Source organism: Arthrobacter globiformis, from assembly GCF_046536215.2.
Taxonomy (GTDB): Bacteria; Actinomycetota; Actinomycetes; order Actinomycetales; family Micrococcaceae; genus Arthrobacter; species Arthrobacter globiformis_E.
In genome coordinates this window covers 67,263-84,997 of sequence record NZ_JAWMWD020000002.1, presented here as the reverse complement: position 1 = coordinate 84,997, position 17,735 = coordinate 67,263, and the positions used below count along the sequence as shown (strand labels likewise).

At 63.9% G+C, this 17,735-nt stretch carries 17 protein-coding genes; 7 read left to right on the top strand and 10 right to left on the bottom strand.

Translation table 11 applies throughout. The features are described 5' to 3' along the window. Positions 1-133: 133 nt before the first annotated feature. The 8 genes from R5O87_RS23290 to R5O87_RS23255 all read right to left on the bottom strand — a co-directional run bounded on the left by R5O87_RS23290 (position 134) and on the right by R5O87_RS23255 (position 8,386). Positions 134-556, bottom strand: a complete 423-nt coding sequence (locus tag R5O87_RS23290; protein WP_410554736.1) for a DUF4913 domain-containing protein — start codon at positions 554-556, stop codon at positions 134-136. Further along, complete coding sequence (locus tag R5O87_RS23285; RefSeq protein ID WP_410554735.1) at positions 549-2,318, bottom strand: type IV secretory system conjugative DNA transfer family protein; 1,770 nt, start codon at positions 2,316-2,318, stop codon at positions 549-551. The genes R5O87_RS23290 and R5O87_RS23285 overlap by 8 nt, the downstream gene beginning before the upstream one ends. Further along, positions 2,318-3,937 (bottom strand): ATP/GTP-binding protein, encoded by a 1,620-nt coding sequence (locus R5O87_RS23280; protein ID WP_410554734.1) that lies wholly within the window; start codon positions 3,935-3,937, stop codon positions 2,318-2,320. Before R5O87_RS23280 ends, R5O87_RS23285 begins: the two co-directional genes overlap by 1 nt. Continuing rightward, positions 3,937-5,448 carry an SCO6880 family protein gene (locus R5O87_RS23275; RefSeq protein ID WP_410554765.1) on the bottom strand — a complete coding sequence of 504 codons (1,512 nt, stop codon included), beginning with the start codon at positions 5,446-5,448 and terminating at the stop codon, positions 3,937-3,939. The genes R5O87_RS23280 and R5O87_RS23275 overlap by 1 nt, the downstream gene beginning before the upstream one ends. A gap of 1 nt (position 5,449) precedes the next feature. Further along, on the bottom strand, positions 5,450-6,664 hold the full coding sequence (locus tag R5O87_RS23270; RefSeq protein WP_410554733.1) for a hypothetical protein: 1,215 nt from the start codon (positions 6,662-6,664) through the stop codon (positions 5,450-5,452). 90 nt (positions 6,665-6,754) lie between these two features. Further along, positions 6,755-7,477 (bottom strand): hypothetical protein, encoded by a 723-nt coding sequence (locus tag R5O87_RS23265; protein ID WP_410554732.1) that lies wholly within the window; start codon positions 7,475-7,477, stop codon positions 6,755-6,757. A gap of 12 nt (positions 7,478-7,489) precedes the next feature. Next, positions 7,490-7,777, bottom strand: a complete 288-nt coding sequence (locus tag R5O87_RS23260; RefSeq protein ID WP_410554731.1) for a hypothetical protein — start codon at positions 7,775-7,777, stop codon at positions 7,490-7,492. A 15-nt stretch (positions 7,778-7,792) separates the two neighbouring features. Beyond that, complete coding sequence (locus R5O87_RS23255) at positions 7,793-8,386, bottom strand: DUF6668 family protein (RefSeq protein WP_410554730.1); 594 nt, start codon at positions 8,384-8,386, stop codon at positions 7,793-7,795. A gap of 167 nt (positions 8,387-8,553) precedes the next feature. Here R5O87_RS23255 and R5O87_RS23250 point away from each other — a divergent pair, with 167 nt between their 5' ends. From R5O87_RS23250 to R5O87_RS23225, 6 genes are all read left to right on the top strand, one after another. Then, positions 8,554-8,826, top strand: a complete 273-nt coding sequence (locus R5O87_RS23250) for a helix-turn-helix domain-containing protein (RefSeq protein WP_410554729.1) — start codon at positions 8,554-8,556, stop codon at positions 8,824-8,826. Positions 8,827-8,859: 33 nt separating this feature from the next. Next, positions 8,860-9,942, top strand: coding sequence for a CHAP domain-containing protein (locus R5O87_RS23245; protein WP_410554728.1), 1,083 nt, complete (start codon positions 8,860-8,862; stop codon positions 9,940-9,942). Next, positions 9,939-10,454, top strand: coding sequence for a hypothetical protein (locus R5O87_RS23240; protein ID WP_410554727.1), 516 nt, complete (start codon positions 9,939-9,941; stop codon positions 10,452-10,454). The genes R5O87_RS23245 and R5O87_RS23240 overlap by 4 nt, the downstream gene beginning before the upstream one ends. Positions 10,455-10,460: 6 nt before the next feature. After that, positions 10,461-11,903, top strand: a complete 1,443-nt coding sequence (locus tag R5O87_RS23235; RefSeq protein WP_410554726.1) for a MinD/ParA family ATP-binding protein — start codon at positions 10,461-10,463, stop codon at positions 11,901-11,903. Positions 11,904-12,118: 215 nt separating this feature from the next. Continuing rightward, complete coding sequence (locus R5O87_RS23230; RefSeq protein WP_138605593.1) at positions 12,119-12,355, top strand: hypothetical protein; 237 nt, start codon at positions 12,119-12,121, stop codon at positions 12,353-12,355. Between the two features lie 201 nt (positions 12,356-12,556). Beyond that, positions 12,557-14,398, top strand: a complete 1,842-nt coding sequence (locus R5O87_RS23225) for a MarR family transcriptional regulator (protein WP_462836456.1) — start codon at positions 12,557-12,559, stop codon at positions 14,396-14,398. 157 nt (positions 14,399-14,555) lie between these two features. Here the strand turns inward: R5O87_RS23225 and R5O87_RS23220 are convergent, their stop codons facing one another. Both R5O87_RS23220 and R5O87_RS23215 read right to left on the bottom strand, forming a co-directional pair. Continuing rightward, positions 14,556-15,026, bottom strand: a complete 471-nt coding sequence (locus R5O87_RS23220) for a hypothetical protein (RefSeq protein WP_410554724.1) — start codon at positions 15,024-15,026, stop codon at positions 14,556-14,558. 269 nt (positions 15,027-15,295) lie between these two features. Continuing rightward, positions 15,296-16,237 carry a ParA family protein gene (locus R5O87_RS23215; RefSeq protein ID WP_410554723.1) on the bottom strand — a complete coding sequence of 314 codons (942 nt, stop codon included), beginning with the start codon at positions 16,235-16,237 and terminating at the stop codon, positions 15,296-15,298. Between the two features lie 1,136 nt (positions 16,238-17,373). Between R5O87_RS23215 and R5O87_RS23210 the strand changes: the two genes are divergently transcribed. After that, positions 17,374-17,700, top strand: a complete 327-nt coding sequence (locus tag R5O87_RS23210; RefSeq protein ID WP_410554722.1) for a hypothetical protein — start codon at positions 17,374-17,376, stop codon at positions 17,698-17,700. Positions 17,701-17,735 lie beyond the last annotated feature (35 nt).

Sequence of the window (17,735 nt, the reverse complement as noted above, 5' to 3'; positions counted from 1 at the left end):
TGGGTTATCCACCGCTACTACTACTGAGGGAGCTTTCCGGATGGCTCCCGATTCCAGCCGTGGATAACCCGGATCGACCCCAACTGTGGACAGCCCGCGTGGTCACCTTGAACGTTGGCTACTAGCGCCAGGTTTAGAACAGCCCTGCAGGTGGTTCCTCGCACGGCAGTGGCGCGAGTTTGGAGCGGTGGCCGTCGTCCGGGGTGCAGCCTTTAAAGGGACCATCTGTTGAGAGCAGGACGGGCATGTGGTGGTCTGCGTGGTCGCGCCACCAGACGCTCATTCCTGTGGTTCCGTCGAGGCGCAGGAACTCCCAGGCCCGCCAGAGTGCTTCGAGGCGGCTGATTGCTTCGGCGTGTTTCCACCATTGGGGGCACCAGGTCACACCGCCTTGGACGTTGAGTTGCCGGCGGTAGGTGGTGGCCACCTTGTTGCGGACGAATTCGGCGACGTTTGGGTAGAACAGCTCAGGGGCGTCTGACTCATCCTCGGCCGGCTCGGTGGGGTCGGCAGTGTCCCCGAGTTCGTCGTCCCACTCCCCCAGGCCCTCACTCATGAGGGGAACCTGCGGCGATCCACCGGTTCCCGGCTGCGGCCGGTGGTTTGTTCGCGGGGTCGTGTGCGCTGATGGATGCCCGCACCGCTTCCGCGTGGGGTCCGTTCATCCAGGGCACTGTTTCCAGGAGTGCGGCAGGGGCGCCGGAGGCGAACATAATGGCCCGGCCGCGGGGGAAGGCGGCGAGGTCGGAGACGTCGAGGGTGCGTTCTTTGCGATCGTCGTCGTGGCTGTAGGAGGTGCCCTGTTTGGAGCGGCTTCTGGTCATGTTGGAGTACCGGTACTCCCCCACGAGTTGTGCGAGCTCGTTGAGGAACTCGGCTTCGGCGACGCCGCCGCCGTAGACCTTGATGTTGGATGCGGACCAGAGTTTGCGCATCCCGTCGCGGCCCCACACTTCAACGCCTTGGGACCAGGACTGGAGGATGGTCATCAGGAGGATGCCGCGGGAGCCGTAGTGGCTGTAGAGGTTGGGCAGTTCGCGCCAGCGGCAGACGTTGGCGGCTTCGTCCAGGACACCGAGCATGGGTGTGGCGAGCCGGCCGCCGGGTGAGTGGACGGCGAGTTCTTCGGCGGCCTCGACCGTGGCCACGGTCAGGGCGGTCACGAGTGGGCCGGCGGTGCCCTTGCCTTCCTTGGACAGGCTGTACAGGGTGCCTTTGGAGCGGACGAATGCTGCCGGGTCGAACTGGTGCCGGGTGTCGTGGTCGCCTTGGGGTGTGACCCATTGGGCGACTTGGCGGTTGGTGAGGCAGGAGGCCATTTGCAGGGCGGTGCCGTACACGCCGCCGCGTTGCTTGTCGGGGGCGTTGATGACGCCGCCGACGGCGTTGGAGGTCTGGGTGAAGCCATGCGCTTTGAGGATGTCCACCGCTTCGTCATCGGCGGGGCGGGTCAGCCAGGTGTGGACCTGCGTGATCGGGCGGTTATCGAGGGCGGCGGCGAGCAGGAGCCCGGCGAGGAGATCCTGGCCGGCGGGGTCGAAGTAGGCGTCGGTTTTGGCGTCCGGGCCGCGGGAACCGGCGGCGAAGTGGTCTGCCAGGCGGGCGGCTTTCACTTCGTCGGTGACGTAGGACAGGGGGTTCCACCACCAGGAGGGTTCCTCGTGGGCGACGGATTGCGGGTCGAAGACCCACACGGGGCCTTCGGCGCCGCGGACGTCGCGGGTTCCGTCGACGATGTCCCGCTTGTTCGAGGTCACCAAGGCCGCGCCGGGGGCGGCGAGGATCGCCGGGATCGCCCGGGAGGTGGTCTTGCCGGTGCGGGGTCCCCAGATGTCTATGTGCATGTCTTCCCAGGAGCCGTAGACCATCTGCCCGCCCAGGACGGTTTTGCCGACCGGGACGCCGGGTGAGCCTTTCACGCCGAGACGTTCGGCGGTCGCGGTGGCACCGCGCAGGCTCAGGGCGCGCAGGTCGCGGCCTTTGGCCATATGCTGGGCGGCGGCGTCCACGCGGGAACGCTTGGCCCCTCGGCGCAGCACCGCACGGAGTACCAGGATGGCCAGGATGAGGGCGAGGGTGCCGAGGCCGGCCAGGATCCAGGTGGCGGCCGCGGGCCAGGTGACCTTGTGCGAGATGAGGCCGAAGACCAGTTCGAACGGGTTGATCGGCAGCGTCTGTCCGTCACCGGAGAGCTTGGACCCGAGGTGCACGGCGCCGGCCACTGACCCGACACCAATGCCCACGACGGCGATGAATACCCAGAGCAGCATCGTCTGGGGGTCGAGTTGCGAGCGTTTGCCGCTGTTGGGGGCGCCCATCAGTTCTGCCCTTCGCCGTTGTTGCCGATGGTCCAGCGTTTGTTGGTGTCGTGCAGCCGCTCTTCGACGCTGGTTAGCTTGAGCGCGACCGGGATCCCGGGGCGGCCGCCGACTTTGAAGAGGAATTTGCCCAGGCCCGGGCGGACCGGTTTGCGGGATCCGCCGACGTCGGTCCATGACCCCGGGTCGGCCCAGGAGATGAGCCGGGCCTGCTCTGCCCGGGAGAGGGTGACGGCTTTGTTGAGCTTTTCCATTTCGGCGCCCGGGAGGGCGCCGCAGACGACCATGCCGGAGCGTTCGACGAAGCCGCGGGCTTTCATCCGCTCGGATTCGGTGGGCAGGGCTTCGAGGTCGCTCATGGTGTGCGTGATCATGGCCTGCCCGACACCTTCGGTGCGGTTCAGCCGGGTGAGGGAGTCGACCCGGTCGACCATGCCTTCCCCGGAGCGCAGGGCCCGCCAGAGTTCGTCCATGACGACGAAGTAGTTCCGGCGCGGCTCGAGGCCGGCGTCGGCCAGAGTGTGGGCGACCTGGACGGTCGCGAACCCGGTGGACCAGCAGGCCAGCAGGCAGGCGGCCTGGACGTCGCGTTGGGTGTCGGAGATCCCTGAGAGGTCAAAGACCACGGGTTTGGTCAGGTCCATCGGCTGGTCCGTGGGCCGGGAGAACATGTCAGAGAACCGGCCTGACCCGTTCAGGGAATACAGGGACTGGCGCAGTTGGTCGGTTGCGTCCAGGTATCGGCTCATATCGCCCCGGTCCAGGGCGATGGCCCGCAGCTCGTCGGGGGCGTCTTTGATGACCTCGATCAGATCCCCAATCAACGGGACCCGGTCCTGCCGCTCGTCCAGGATGTGCAGGGCCCGGTCGATCAAGGACTCCTCGTGCGCGCTGGGCTTGGCGTTCCGCACGATCGTGATCAGCGCCGTGATCATGTTCAGGCGCCGGTTGTGCGAGTCGGCCATCAGCTGTTCGGCCAGCTTCTCCGCCTTCACCGCCGCGGCGTGAAGCTCCCCGGCCGCGGCCTGGCCAGCCTTTGGATCGTTCAGGGCCCGGTCCGCGGCGGCGCGGTGCTCTTCGGCTGAGGCGAGCAGCCTGGCGGCGGCCTCGGTGGCTTCACCCGGGTCCAGAACGTTCAAATGGCCGCGTCCAGGGCCGAGGCTGATGACCTGGCCGCCGAGGGCTTCGATGAGGTCAACGTAGTCCGGTTTCAGGTCACCGAGGATCAGCGGGTTGATGCTCCTGCCTGCCAGGCCGAGGACGATGTGCCGGACCAGGGTGGATTTGCCGTAGTGCGGCAGGCCGAGGACGAACATGGAGGGGTTGTTGATCATGCCATGCATGAACCAGCTGATCGGATCGGCGCCGAAGGGTGCTCCGGTGTCGGTGTGGACGCCGATCGGCACACCCAGGATCGGAGTGCCGGACCCGCCCACGAACGGCCAGAGACCGCAGACCTGGACCGAGGTTCCGCGCCATTCATCGGCGGCAGTGACGTAGACGGCTTCGCCCTGCCCGCGGCCCCGCCAGCCCCGCAGGCCCGGGCGGCGGGCGACAGCGGGCGCTAGCTTCGCGGCAGGAGCCTTGGCGCGCTGGTGCTTTGTCTTGCTGCCGAACATTACATGGCCTCGCGGATCTCTTCGGGGACCTTCAGGTGCTTGGGCAGGACCAGGCCCAAGGGCAGGGACGCGGCGAACGCGGAGTCCTGTGAGCCGTAGGCGCGTCGCAGGAGCAGGCGTGCGGACGGGCCGAGGTTGCCCTCCACGACGGCGACGGCGTCCTCAAGGTCACGGGAGGACAGGACCGTGGCGGTGACGACCATGCCGAAGTTGACCAGCCCGGCGCCCTTGGCTTCTTCGGCGGCGGTGGCCTGTGCCGCGCGGGCATCGACCAGGGCGCGGGCGGTGGGCCGGTTGGTGGAAGAGGCGCGGGTGAGGGCGCTGGTCTGATCTGATTCGACGATGGTGGCCGCGCGGCCGGCGTCGATCGGACGGTACAGCAACGTGACGCGCTTGCGGGCGATCTCCCCGTGCGGTGCGACCAGGCGGCCCAGGGCCGATGCGAGGATGTGGCCGCGGGGCGCTCCCGTCATCGTCCAGGACACAGAGTGGCCGGAGTCGTGGCGGTAGCCGTCCCAGCCGGCCTGATGGGCGGACGGTCCGACCTCGCCCCAGTCCAGGTCAACAGGCGTGCCCTGGTAGTGGGCTTCGTCGATGAGCCGGGCCGCTGCAGGATCGTACGCGACCCGAACGACCTCGCACAGTTCCTGGGCGTTCAACGGCGCGCACGCGCCGGCACCGGTGGACTCGAGCCGCTCGGTCAGGCTGGGAAGCCGTGAGGCGAGATCCTTGGCGATCTCGTCGGCGGTGCGCCGTTTACCGCCTGCCCGGGCGGCGGCGCTGAACGTCAGCGCGACCCAGGCCCGGATCGTGGCCGACCCCTGCGGGTAGGTTTCCAGAGCCTCCCGAAGCATGGCCTTGGCAATGTCCGGGGCGTCCTCGTGAATGTTGGACTCCACTTCCCGGCGCAGCCGTGCCCCGGAATCCGGTGCGGTTTCAACCGTGACCGATGCTGCCACAACGGCAGGTTCATTGGACAGCGAGGCGAGCCAGCCGCCCCAGTTGGCCACCCAGGCATCAATTTGCTCGGGATCGACCAGCGATGCCCCGTCAGGCTGGGTGCCGAAGACGACCGTGTAGTGGGCGGTGGAGGGAAGGTGGATCAGCGCGAACGGGCGGCCATAGGAGTCGGTGAACTCGTACAGCTTGGACCCGGCAGCGATGCCCGGAAGCTGGAACTCACCCCACGGTGTCAGCCCCAACGGTCCGGAGCGGTAGATGTTGGCCCTCTTGCGCTGCGCGGAGCGGAACGCCAACCGGGCGAAGGCCCGCTCCCCCACGGATTTGTTGTGCTTGTCGGTCACCGAGACGACGGACAGCAGCACCCCGAGAATGACGAGTGCGACGAGTCCGGCGAGCCAGCCGCCGACAAAGAGACAGATCACTGTGATGATCAGGCCAACAAACAATGCGACGGTGGCCAGCCCGCCAAGCGTGCCGAGACCTGCTTTGCGCGGCCGCCGCCAGTGGCTGTAGGTCGGTTCCCTGTAGGTGTTCTCAATCGCTGCCAACTCAGGCACCCCCCGTGGATTCTTCACTCATGTCTTTGATCGCCCCGGACGCGGCCTGTCCTGCTTCAACGCCCTTTTGGGCAGCCAGCACGGCGACGCCGCCTGCGCCCGATGCCACAGCGCCACCGCTGGCGGCCGCTCCGCTGCCGGAGGCACTGCCCGCACCGCTGGGCGCTGCCGCGCCAGAGGCTTCGCTACCCCTGGAACCGCTCTTCCCTGCCATCCCGGACGTTCCTGCCGATCCTTGGCTTCCAGTCGCCGAGAGACCCTCAGCTCCCGGGCTGTGGCTCGAGGTGCTGCTGGTCGTCATCGAGCCGGTGGCTGATCCACCGCCCCGTCCCGCGCTGCCCATGCTGATTGCCCCCGATGCCAGGGCGCCGACCGTTCCCGCTGCCATGCCTCCACCGCCGCCGGCAACAGCACCGACCATGGGGGTGACGAACCGCATGAGGGCTGGCATGGCGAACAAGGCGATGATCATCAGAGCCAGCCCTGTGACCGTTGACAGGAGTGCGGAGCCGAAGTCCTTGCCGTCACCAGCGTTGCCGAAGATCTTTGTGCCGCTGAGCTGGAAGGCCGTGGCATAGATGATGGCGGCCGCAGGCTTGTAGAGGATGAAGGCGATCAGCCAGGCCGTGCACCTCTGGAACCAGCCCCTGCCGGCCTCGGTGTTGGTAAAGGCCGCCGCCGTGGGAAAGATACCCGTCAGGATGACCAGGAGGCCACCGCGGATGATCATGAGCACGATCTGCATGACGGAGGCCAGAATCGCGATCAGTCCCAGAAGGATGATCATGATCGCCCCGATCGGGCTGGTGGCCGAAAGCGCCAGCATCGCGGTGATGTTGTCGTTGAAAGAGGTCCCGTCCGTGGAGTTCTTGATAATCCAGGCAGAGAACTGATCCGCCGCGACCGTCAGCAGACCCACTGCCGCGACACCCGCACCGGAGACGACAACCAAAGTCGCAAGTGAACGCGCCAGATCCCGCAAGGGTGCACCCCGGCGTTCGATCGCCATCTTGGCCGCCCCGACGAGGACGGAGAGCACAGCAAGGGACGCCGTCCAAAAGTAGAGACTGTTCTGCAGAAACAACACCGGATCACTCGCGGTGGACCCACCAGGTGCCGAGGTTAGGGCGGGAGTTCCGACATTCACCCAAAACGTTCCCAGCGTCTGCACGGTCTGTCCGACGGCATCGGCAATCGCTTTAGCCATGTTCTTGACCGAGTCGTTTGCGACGTCCTCAATTGCCGCACCTGCTTGGCAAAAGGGATTAATGACATTCAGGCCTGTGCATTCAGCCATCTAGACGCCGGACCATTCGATGTAGCCGCCCAAGTCTGTAATCTGCCTTGCACCAGTGTCTCCGGTAGCAGGGACGACGAACTTCCAGTCGCCGGCGTACCACTGGAGCGGGACTGGAATGGAGACGAAGGTGCCGTTGGCTCCTTTGAAGGCAAGATCAATCACGGCTCGGTCAGCGTCATAGGAGCGAAAGGTGAATCCGGCCAATTGAGCGGTGACGGAGCTCGGGGCAGCTGAAGGCGATGATTTCAGCACGGCATCACGCTCCGGGCTGGGGAGTGCCAACTGCTCATAAACGAGGTTTGCTTTTCCAGCTGCCGACAATGCGGTCATGTTTGCTGCTGCGTAGAGGGCTCCGGTGGGTGAGTGTGCGAAGCAGGAGCGGAGTCCGTTGGCTTCGGTCTTACCGGGCCCGTATTGCATGGGCGCTGTGGGGGCGGCGATCTTTCCGACGAGTTCCCATTTGGTGTCAGTGGGTGTGGTGGCTGGTTTGGTCTGGTCGCCCGGGGGCAGGCCGCAGACGCTTGCTGCTGCTTCGCTGGACTGGGTGCTGGTGGTGGTGGAGCCGGGATTGCTTGGCTCGGCTGTCGAGGTTCCTCCCCCGCGAGGGAGCAGGGCCAGGATGATCCCAAGCGCGACAATGAGCGCCACGACAACGGCCGAAATGATGAACTTAGGTTTGGTTAGCGGGTTTTGGTCTTCGTTCATGGTCGGTTCAGTCATGGCTGGCGCTCCTTAGGCGAGGAGGCCTACGACGCCACTTGCGGAGCCTGCCAGGGCGCAGCCGGCCAGGATCCACCCGAGGGCGGCGGCATGCTCACCACCCTGACCGCGTTTGTTGTTGATCATCATTGTTCCGGCGGTGATGAGGATGCCCGCAACAGCCAGGCCGAAGACGACCCATGCGATCCATTTGAGGATCGTCAGCAGGCCTTCAGCGCCGGGAGGGGCCTCACCCATGCCGGGGTTCGGTATCTCGGTGATGGCAAAGCTCGACCATTCGAGGGCTTTGGAGAACAACATGGGTGTTTCTTCTTTCTACTTGGCAGGGAGTCCAGCGGCGGCAGTTACGGCGAGGCGCACCTGCTCAAGGACGGTGCGGGCTTCTTTGGGAAGGTCTTCAGGGGCAACATCGTGGCCGTAGCGCCATGCGTCGACCCAGGGGAAATGCCAAACGTGGGGTACTCCCCCGCCCACGACGCGGGCGAAGTCGCGGATTTCTTTGGGGAGCCGTCCGGGAGCGTCGGCCATGACCACGAGGCCGGCGACCTGGATCCCGGGAAGGGACCTTGATGCCCATTCAGTGGCCGCCAGGCGTGCCGCGCGCAGGCCGGGGATATTGGAACGGGCAACGAGGACAACGACGGAGCCGGCCTCGGTGACCGGCCAGTGGTGCCCGGCGGCCTTGGTGTTCTTGTCCAGGCGGGTAAGTGAGGTTTCACCGGCGCCGCCCTGGACGCCAAGCCACCAAAACCCCGGCTCCCTTCCGGAGACGTCCCGTCGGGGAAGCCTGTCCGCATGATCTGGCTGGGGAACACTGAGCTGCGGCCTCGTCGCCCCCGTGGGGACGAACGGGGGCTCTTCCGGGAGGACCAAAATGGGTTCGTCGATAGTGTCAGCGCCGGGCGTCACCCAGCGATTCTTTGAGACCGGCATTTCACATCCCCTAGTAATGTCCGCAAAGATCGTATCGGTACCATCCGACACGAAAGGCCAAAGGTGACCCCGAACAACAGCTTTAATACCTTTCAGTCACTCCTAGTACATCACAGTACCAATTTATGGTCTACGATGGCTTCATGCGGTGGGACGGACTGAGCGTGGACCCGAAGTACCTGGAAGCTCTCTTCGCAAAGTACCCGGAGCGTCTGACGCCCCAGGACCTCGAGGAGATCTTCGGGCTCTCCCGAAACACCGTCTACCGCTGGCTCCAAACCGGAGTGATTCCTGCTTACCAAGTCGAGAAGACATGGTTGATCGCCAGAGATCAAGTCAAAGACTGGGTCTGGGAAAACCGGAACACTCTGCGGAAGGGCCAAACACCCGGGGAGACCGAGGACAACCAGCAGTAGCGCGAAGCAGCCAAGCGAATGTGAGGGGGACACATGCAGTCGAGATCAAACGCGCCCGTACTGGCTGCCGGTGCCGCCCTCGCACCCATCGGGCTCGTGCTGTCCATCATCCTGTTCGGCGGCGGCTCCCAGGCCGCGGCCGACGTGTGCTCACCGACCGGCCCCGGCGTCAGCGTTGACGCGAATCAGCTGCCCAAAGTAGCCATCGCCGGCTATGAGGGCGAGCAGCTGAAGAACGCGGCCCTGGTCATCAACGCCGGCAAATCCCTTGGCCTGTCCGTCCGGGGGCAAACCATCGGGGTCATGACGGCCATGGGAGAGTCCGGACTGCGCATCCTGGACCACGGCGACGTCCCCGGCCCCGACTCCCGGGGCCTGTTCCAGCAGCGCGACAACGGCGCCTGGGGCACCTACCAGGACCGGATGAACCCCGCCGCCGCCGCCACCAACTTCTTCAAGGCCCTGCAGAACATCAACGGCTGGGAACAGCTCGACCCCGCCACCGCCGCGCACAGGGTCCAGCGCAACGCCGACCCGTTCCACTACCAGACCTACTGGCCCGCAGCTGTCGAGGTCGTCGCAGCCCTGGGCGAGGTCAAGATTACAGACGCCGGCGGCACCAGCTCCTGCGGCATCCCCGGCGAATCCGGCAAAGGCGATGACCTGCCCTGGCGCACCGCCCAGATCTACGCCGCATCCCCATTGGGCATGTTCAACCGCGAATGCGTTGACTTCGCCCTCTGGCGCATCAACCAGCAGCTCGGCAGCACCAACGCCCCCTACAAGGCGCTCAACGGCACCTTCCGGCCCGACGGCGCCCTCCTCGGCTCCGCCCTGACCTGGAAGGACGGCTGGGAGGCCAAAGGCTGGCCCACCGGCACCACGCCACGCGTCGGCGCCGTCGTCTGGTACTCCCCCGGTGCCGGAGGCGCCGACAGCACCTACGGCCACGTCGCCATCGTCAAAGCCGTCAACGGCGACGGCAGCTTCCTCGAAGAGGGCTACAACGGCAACCCCGCCCCGAACGACCACACCTACTACACCCGCACCGTCCGGAACGGCACACCGAGTGCCTTTCTCTACCTGCCCGGCAGCAACACACCGGAGAAACCATGAAACGCACCCTGACAGCCCTCACAGCACTGCTCCTGTGCACCGCGTGCGCGCCGGCAGCCAGCACCACGCCCGCCGAACCAGCACCCGGCACGTCCACCGCCGCACCGGCCACCCTCAGCGCCGGCGGTAAGTCCCAGGCCCCCGGCGGCACAGCCCCGGCCACCCTCGGCATCGGCTGGGACGAGGCAAGCAAGACATCCGCGCTGGACACCGCGACCAAGGCCATGGCCCTCTACGCCCGCCCCACCGTCACGGACAAGGAATGGATCCAGGACCTCGGCGAGGTCCTCACCGTCCAGGCCACCGCCGACTACCAATACGTGGACCCCGCCAACATCCCGGCCACCAAGGTCACCGGACCCGGCCAACTGAAGATCGATGAGAACAACGGGTTCGGCTGCCATGTTGTGTTCCCCACCGATGCCGGCGACTACGACGTTCAGCTGCTCCGCAGTGCCGCCGATAAGCCCTGGCAGGTCAACCGCTTCACACCCCCGAACGGCACAAAGTAAGGACAGATGATGGAAACCCAAGCACTCGACTTCCCCAAGATCAACGCCGTTCTCCGCACCAACGGCACCGGTGAAGTCACCATCAACGGAACCTCCCACGCGATCGAGGCCGCCGACGAAGCTGCCGTCCTGAACGATGCGCTGCGCCTCATCACCGAAACCGCCGTCCAGCTCGGCCGACCCGTCCGCGTCAGCACCACCGACCCCGACGGCCAAGGCCTCATCATCGTCTCCCCTGACGGCGTCGTCAGCGAAGCAACCCCGATCAAGCCCACCTCCCGAAGCGGGCAGGAGGCCTCGCCCGTTCCGGCCGCCCCTTCACCCGAGCGGGCCGAAGCCACAACCGCGCCCGCTCCAACTCCCGGCGTGCCTGGCCTCGAGGAATCGCCCGCACAACCAGCCGGTGACACGCCGGTGACCTTTGGGGCTATCACGGCCGCGCCCGCCCAGGAGACCGCCACGGCCTCCCCAGCAGCGGCCGCTGAGCCTGCTGCCCGGCGCAGCCTCAAAGACACGTCGTTCCTCGTCAGCGCGCCCGTGCTGCAGCCAGCCACGCGCGGCTGGCGCGGCGCCCTTAGCCGCCTCGGGTTCCGCATGGACCCTTCCCCCGAAGAGCTGGCCGAACGCGACGACATCCGCACCGTCAGCCAGCACTGGCCCGGCCCGCGGACCGTGGCCGTCGTTAATCGCAAGGGCGGCGCGAACAAGACACCCACCGTCGTCATGCTCAGCGCGATCCTCGCCCGCTACAGCGGAGCTGCGACCGTGGCCTGGGACAACAACGAATCCCAGGGAACTCTCGGGTGGCGCACCGAGAAGGGCGGGCACGACAACAGCGTCCTGGACCTCATCGACTCATCCCAAGCGCTGCTCTCACCCAGCGCCCAGGCAGCCGAGATCGCCCGGTTCGTCCACCACCAGACGGCAGACAAGTTCGATGTCCTGCGCTCGGACGAAAACGACGAAGGCGACCACGAAGTGACCGCCGAAGAAGTGGACATCGCCCATCAGGTCCTTACCCGTTACTACCGGCTCATTGTCATGGACTCCGGAAACACCGCTCGCGCAGCGAACTGGCGCCGCATGATCCACCACACCAACCAGCTCGTCGTCCCAGTCACAGCCATCGAAGACCGCGCCGAAGCCGCCCGCTTGACCCTCCAAACCCTCGAATCCCGGGGCGGCCACGATGCCGAATTGGCCCGCAACGCCGTCGTCATCGTCTCCGAATCCACCGACGCCAAACGAAGCATGAGCGGCGACGCGCTCAAACGCGCCAAAGACGAAGCCCAAAGGATCGCCGGGGCTTTTACCCCGCACGTACGGGCTGTGGTCCGCATCCCCTACGACCCCGCACTGGTCAACGGACCCATCCGCTACGACGCCCTCCAACCCCCCACCCAACGCGCCTGGCTCGCCGCCGCGGCCGCCGTGGCCAAGGGCTTCTAAGCCACGCTCCGCCGATGCTCCCCACCCTAAGAAGGCCAAAGCAGCAGGTCACAAAGGCGACACGCTCCCGTTTTCTGAAAACAAATCCTGAGAGGCGTTACTGGCCGGTGATAGTTTCAGAGCAGTCGCAGGGACATGCAAGTCGTCTTGGTGGCAGGCAATACAACGATGAAGCTGTAGCCGTTTACGCGGCTACAAAATCAAAGGACAAGCAAATGACGGCAGTAGCAGTTAATCGAGGCGGCGGGCGCCCCAGCAAAGGCCTGCGTAAGTTCATTGGTTTTCGCTCACCCGAACCCACCGCTGACGGTATCGCCAAAGTGGCAGCCCATAAGGGCCTGACCGTCACGGAATACCTTCTGTCCGTTGTCGAGCCACAACTGAAGGAAGATCTGGCCGCCCTCGACCAGGACGACTATCAGCAGGAGCTGCCCATCCGCATCGCCTCATAACAAAAGAAGGCCCGCACTAGGCGGGCCTTCGAAGCTTGAGACTTACCCTCTGGATTGCTTGCCGGCGGATCAGATTGTAAGTCGTGGAGGGCCCGAGAAGGCCATCCCTTGTGTTGCTATAAAACCGATCTGGCAGGATCGGCCCTTTTTCGTACCTCAATCCCCGAAAGGATTACTCACATCGTACATCAGTACATCTCCGTGCTTCCAGCATGCCCAGCTAGAGGCGTGTCAAATCAACGAGACACAGCATCTAAAGCATGGGCAGCTCTAACACCGCGGCTGGCCGGCCAGCCGCGGGTTCGGCTTTCAAAGGACGCGGGCAAGTCGTATCCGCAAAAACATGAACGAAACCTCACGGAGGCTCTTCCTTCTGTTCCGGCCGCGGTCCGGATTTTTGGTAAGGACGGGACCTGCGCTGCAATCTTCCTTGACTTCGACTCCTCAGTAGCTGGCCAGGACTGGGTTCAGGCCGACGTTCGAGCCGTCGAGACCTGGCTGCACTCGGTGGGTGCCCGCTGGATCGAGGACTACTCCCCCAACGGCGGCCGCCACGTCTACGTCCCGCTGGCGCAGCGGGTCGCCTTCTCTGAAGCGCGTGATCTTGTCGAGGCGCTGGGCACCCGCTACCGGACCCTGGACAAGACCCCGCACCAGAACCTGCTCCACGGCTGCATGCGAACTCCCGGCTCACCGCACAAGCGCGGCGGTTACCAGGAGCTGGCAATGAGCTTGTCCATGGCCTACGACATCGTCCGCCGTCCCAACAGTCCAACGGTCTGGGCGGCGATGACCAAGGACCTGGCCGCCGAGATCAAGGCAGTCCGGGCCCTCCGCCAGGAGGACACCTTCACGCCTGTCACATCCGACCCGCCCGCGACCAACCACTCTGCTGGCCGCATGTCCCGGACCATGCAGGTACTCGCACAGACGGGGTTGTACGACTCGAACAGCTACGCCACAGACTCCGAGGCACGACAGGCGGTCATTGTTGGCGCCGCAGCGGCCGGCCTCGAGCTGATCGATGTGGAACGTCGGATGCTGCAGGGAACCTGGCCCGGGCTTGCCTCCTTCTACGCCCGGTACACCGCCCGGCACCGGCTCCCAGCCCTGCGACGGGACTGGATGAACGCCCTCACCTACCTCAGCAAAAACCCGACCACTGGAGACGGGAAAGACAATGTCCGCAGATCCCCCACAAGCCAGCCAAATACACAGGGGGCAGGGATAAAGGGTTCAAACCCAACTTCAAATCCCGATGCAGAGCATCGGTTCATCCGGACCTGGCGAAATGCGCTCAGGATCAGGGAAGTGAACTACCAACAATCCAGGACAGGGATGGCCAGAAGGATGGTGCTGCGGGCGCTGGGAGAGGCAGCCCATATGACAGCATCGCGCTTCATCGAATTTGGCGTCCGCTCCATTGCCGTGGCCACCGGTCTCGATCACACCACCGTAGGTCTTCACCTGCGGGAGTTACGTTCCGAGAAGGATCCTATGGTCACCTTGATTGAAGAAGCCCGTGGAACAAAGGGCGACTTGTACATGCTTACCATCCCCGAGGAGCTCAAGATCGCGGCTGAAGACGCCACCTGGCAGAAAGGTAAGATCCACGCCCTCCGGCCGGTCTTTCGGGAACTGGGTTTGCCGGCGGCATTCGTCTACGAAGCACTGGAGCACTCCCCCGGCCTGTCCACCACCGGAATCGTCAGCGTTACCAGGTTGTCCCGGTCTGCGGTACATGAAGCCCTCGAAGTCCTCGCCGGCTGGAACCTTATTACACGCGACGGCGCGCGCTCATGGTTCACCGTCGCCGCGACCTCACTGAGGCAGCTCGCGGAACACTTCGGGGTCTTGGAAGCTGTTGCTGTTCAGATACAGCGCTACCGCAACGATCGCATCATCTGGCGCGAATGGCTCGCTAAAAACCTCAACACCGTCGCCGAGCTGCTCTCCCCCGACGATGACTATCCGTGGGACATGTTTGAGGGGCCACCTGACGAATGGTCGTTGTCCGACATGGCCTTCCGTAGAACCGGATAAGGTCTAGGTCAAGGCTTGGTAGATGTCAGTTCCGTTGGCGCTGCGGCCTGTTCACCTCGGTGGTTTCCGATTTCGTGCCATAAGCCATGCCATAGTTCAAGCCATAACAAAGGCGGGATTTATCCCCTTGCGCCCTAAGTCGGAAGATGCAGCAACATCACTCCGATGAATCCTGGATATATAGCTTGAACACGATCGAGACCAAGGCACTGCGTGACGGTGCGTCGAATTCCGTGACCTTTTCATCGAGCCAGGCCACTTGCAAGCCGTCGAGACGGAGCTGGATCTGAATGCCCGCCTCTCCTCGCTTCCGCGGGGCTCGGCGCGGCATGCCCGATCTGGTTAGTACGGTCTCCGTGGTGAACTCCTTGGCGATCTGCTTGTCGTCGACCGCTTCGAAGGCATCAATTAGCAAGTCTGCGTACGTCGTCCGTTTTTGGTAAACGGCGTCCTTTACTTGAGCGAGGAGCTCCGGAGGTAAGTAGACTCCTACATTGCGCAGTGCCCCCGAAACCAGTTGGGAAGCTCGGGTCGAGTTAGCTGCCTTTTTAGCAACAGGTTGCTGCCCACCAGCGTCCTTTGAGGCCTTGGCAGATGCGGTTTCGGGCTCCTCCCGCTCCCCTGCCAAGTCATGGCGCGTCTCCCTAAGGCGTTTCTTTTGAGTGGGCGGACTATCCGTCGGCGGGCCCCCGGCAGGTAATCTCGTTCCAGCCGGGTCGCGTGTTTCTGCTGGCGGCGCTTGGACCAGTCCTTCGGCCGGTGCCTCCGTAGTCTCTTCGGGCCTTGGTTCCGCGGCAGTGGCTCCCCTCCCCCGCTTTGGAGCCAACAAGCCTTGGAGTGCTGCACCGCGGGTAGTCGTTACAGGCGCGAATGCCCCGGCGAGGCTTTGCCTGCCGCTCATGCCTGGTTCCCGCTTTCGATTTCGTTCAGTCGGGCGAGGATTTCGCCTGTCAGCTGCTCATATTCTTCAGCAAGCCCCCCGGCATTGCGGGAGAAGAACCCATCCGAGGGCTTTTCTCCTGCACGGAGCGCTTTCAGACGGTTCTTTTGAGCGTCCGTAACGGCACCTTCAAGCTCGTGGAAGAGTAAACCCTTACGGCGGGCGTCGGCGCTTGCGCTCTCAAGATTCCTGATACGAGTTTCAAAGACCGGGGCAACGGTGCCAAGCATCTCTTCTAGGGTGTCCCGGACACTTCGTTCCAAGCGCAGAGAGCGTGGTCCAACACCGAACAGGACAATGCCAGCCAACTGCAGCGATGGGTTCCGGTCGCGGACGGCCATAAACCGTCGAGCTACACGTTCGACGCCGTCGATGCTCGCATCGTCTGAGCGGGTGGGGATGACGACAGCGCTGGAAATTGCGAAGGCGCCTTCTACAAGAATCCGCTCCCCCGGCGGGGTGTCGATAAGAATCAAGTCGTAGTCATCTGCCAGGGGCGCCAGGACGGCGTAAAGCATGTCGCCGAAGTCGCCGGCGTCGGACCTGCTCGAGCGGGAAACCATGAGGCCCTGAATGTCTTCGAGGTCTTGGCCCCCGGGAATGACGTCGAGGTTTTCCCGCACGTCGCGCAGGATCAACGGCGTCGTGCCGGCGATGAGAGCCTGAAAAAACTCCCTGCCTGTTTGCCGTTCATATCCGAGGTCTCGGGCCAGATCGCCTTGGGGGTCAAGGTCTATCAGTAACACGCGAGATCCGGCCAGTGCCACATACCCGCCGACATTGGCCGCGGTGGTCGTTTTGCCAACTCCACCTTTGCCGTTTGCCAGAGAGATGACGCGGTCAATGGCGCGTGTCGCTTGCGATCTCGGGTTTACGGGGGTCTGCAGTGATCGTGCCATCGGCCGAATGGTCTCCTAGTTATCGACTGGAATGCTGTCCTGCTCTCAACGTTATGTGCACTCCACCTTGGATACGGGTAGTGACACGCATGCGAGGGCAGGCAGTGCGTCGCACAATGCCCACCATGTCACGGTGCGTTGTTAGGGAGGCAAGACGCGATGCTTGCATAGACGTGTTTGGTCGCGCTTTATGCGCCACGAAGGGTCCTATTTTTTGTCCTACTAGAAAGCCTGTTGTTTCTCATGCTTTGGACAACGCTTTGCGCCACGTGTGGTGTCACGCATGTGTTCTCGCCGCTTCTCCTGCTATGCCACATGTGCGTCATTACATGTTGTTACCAATGGCTTCTAACACATCAGTTCATGTGAGAGCTCAAACTACTTGCCTCGTTGTGCCCCGGACAGGTGTTCGAGTAGGAGCATCGGCGTCCCGTCTAATAGTACGTATGGCATGTCTTATGGCATGAACGCGAGTTAGGGGCACAATGGAGCAACAACTATGCGATCGTCCAAGCCATGACTCATGCTATCCAACGAGCAAGGAGAGCTTCACGCCGCAGGCCCAGGCGTGAAGTTACCCCGATGAAGCTATTCGATCAAGGACGGCTTAGTAGCGATACAGAGATTGAGAAAAGCAGGCGCGCCGTGCCAGTAGGGGAGCGCGGCCGCAAGGCCACACCCTGCGGCACTCGAGCTTGAACTGAGCGGGTCGATAACGACCATTTCTGACTGCGCAGTTTGCAGCCATGGGGAGCCGTGCGATTTGGGCTCCGTTCCCCCCGCTGTACCGTCGAAGGCCGCTGTTGTCTTGCAGGCAGGGTTCCCTGCTTCGACGGCCAACCGCCGTTGCCGGGACACTTCTGTAGCCAAACGGCAGTTCAGGAATGCAAGGCCAAGGAAGCGAGCCTGAGATGCCCACTTCACATTTTGAGGATTTCCTCAACGACGCCACCGCAGGGATAGCCCGCCCGATTGTCGGCCGGCCTATCGGCGACACAAAGAGCTAATCCAGACTAACGAAACACCGGGTGCAGCAGCGACCCGCCCCAACATTCTGGCAATGCTGGAGGAGGAGTCGCCGACGGACATGTCGGACAGCAGACGAACTGCCTACCTCTGTCCTGGCAGTATCATCGATGTCCGTGTACGACGAGCCTTCCTTCCTCTTTGACATAGATGAGTCCGCCCCATCTTCCAACGTCCTTGCTCCTCTTCCGATCAAGCCGGGGCAGATTGAGGAGATTCGTGCTGCTTTTGAGGAGGCCGGGGTGTCCAGCCAGGACGAACGCAGGGCATTGATTGAATCAGTCGTTGTCCGTGAGGTCGCAAGCCTTCGCGAACTAAAGGCCGTCGAGGTTCGACGAATTCTTCAGCGCATCACCGGTGTGCGTGGTCGCAACCTAACCGCCACCGGATCGGCATGGGATAACCGCGAGGAAGATACCTGGATAGACAAGCTCTAGGGATGCCCTTGCATAAGGCAAAGCCCGACAGGCCG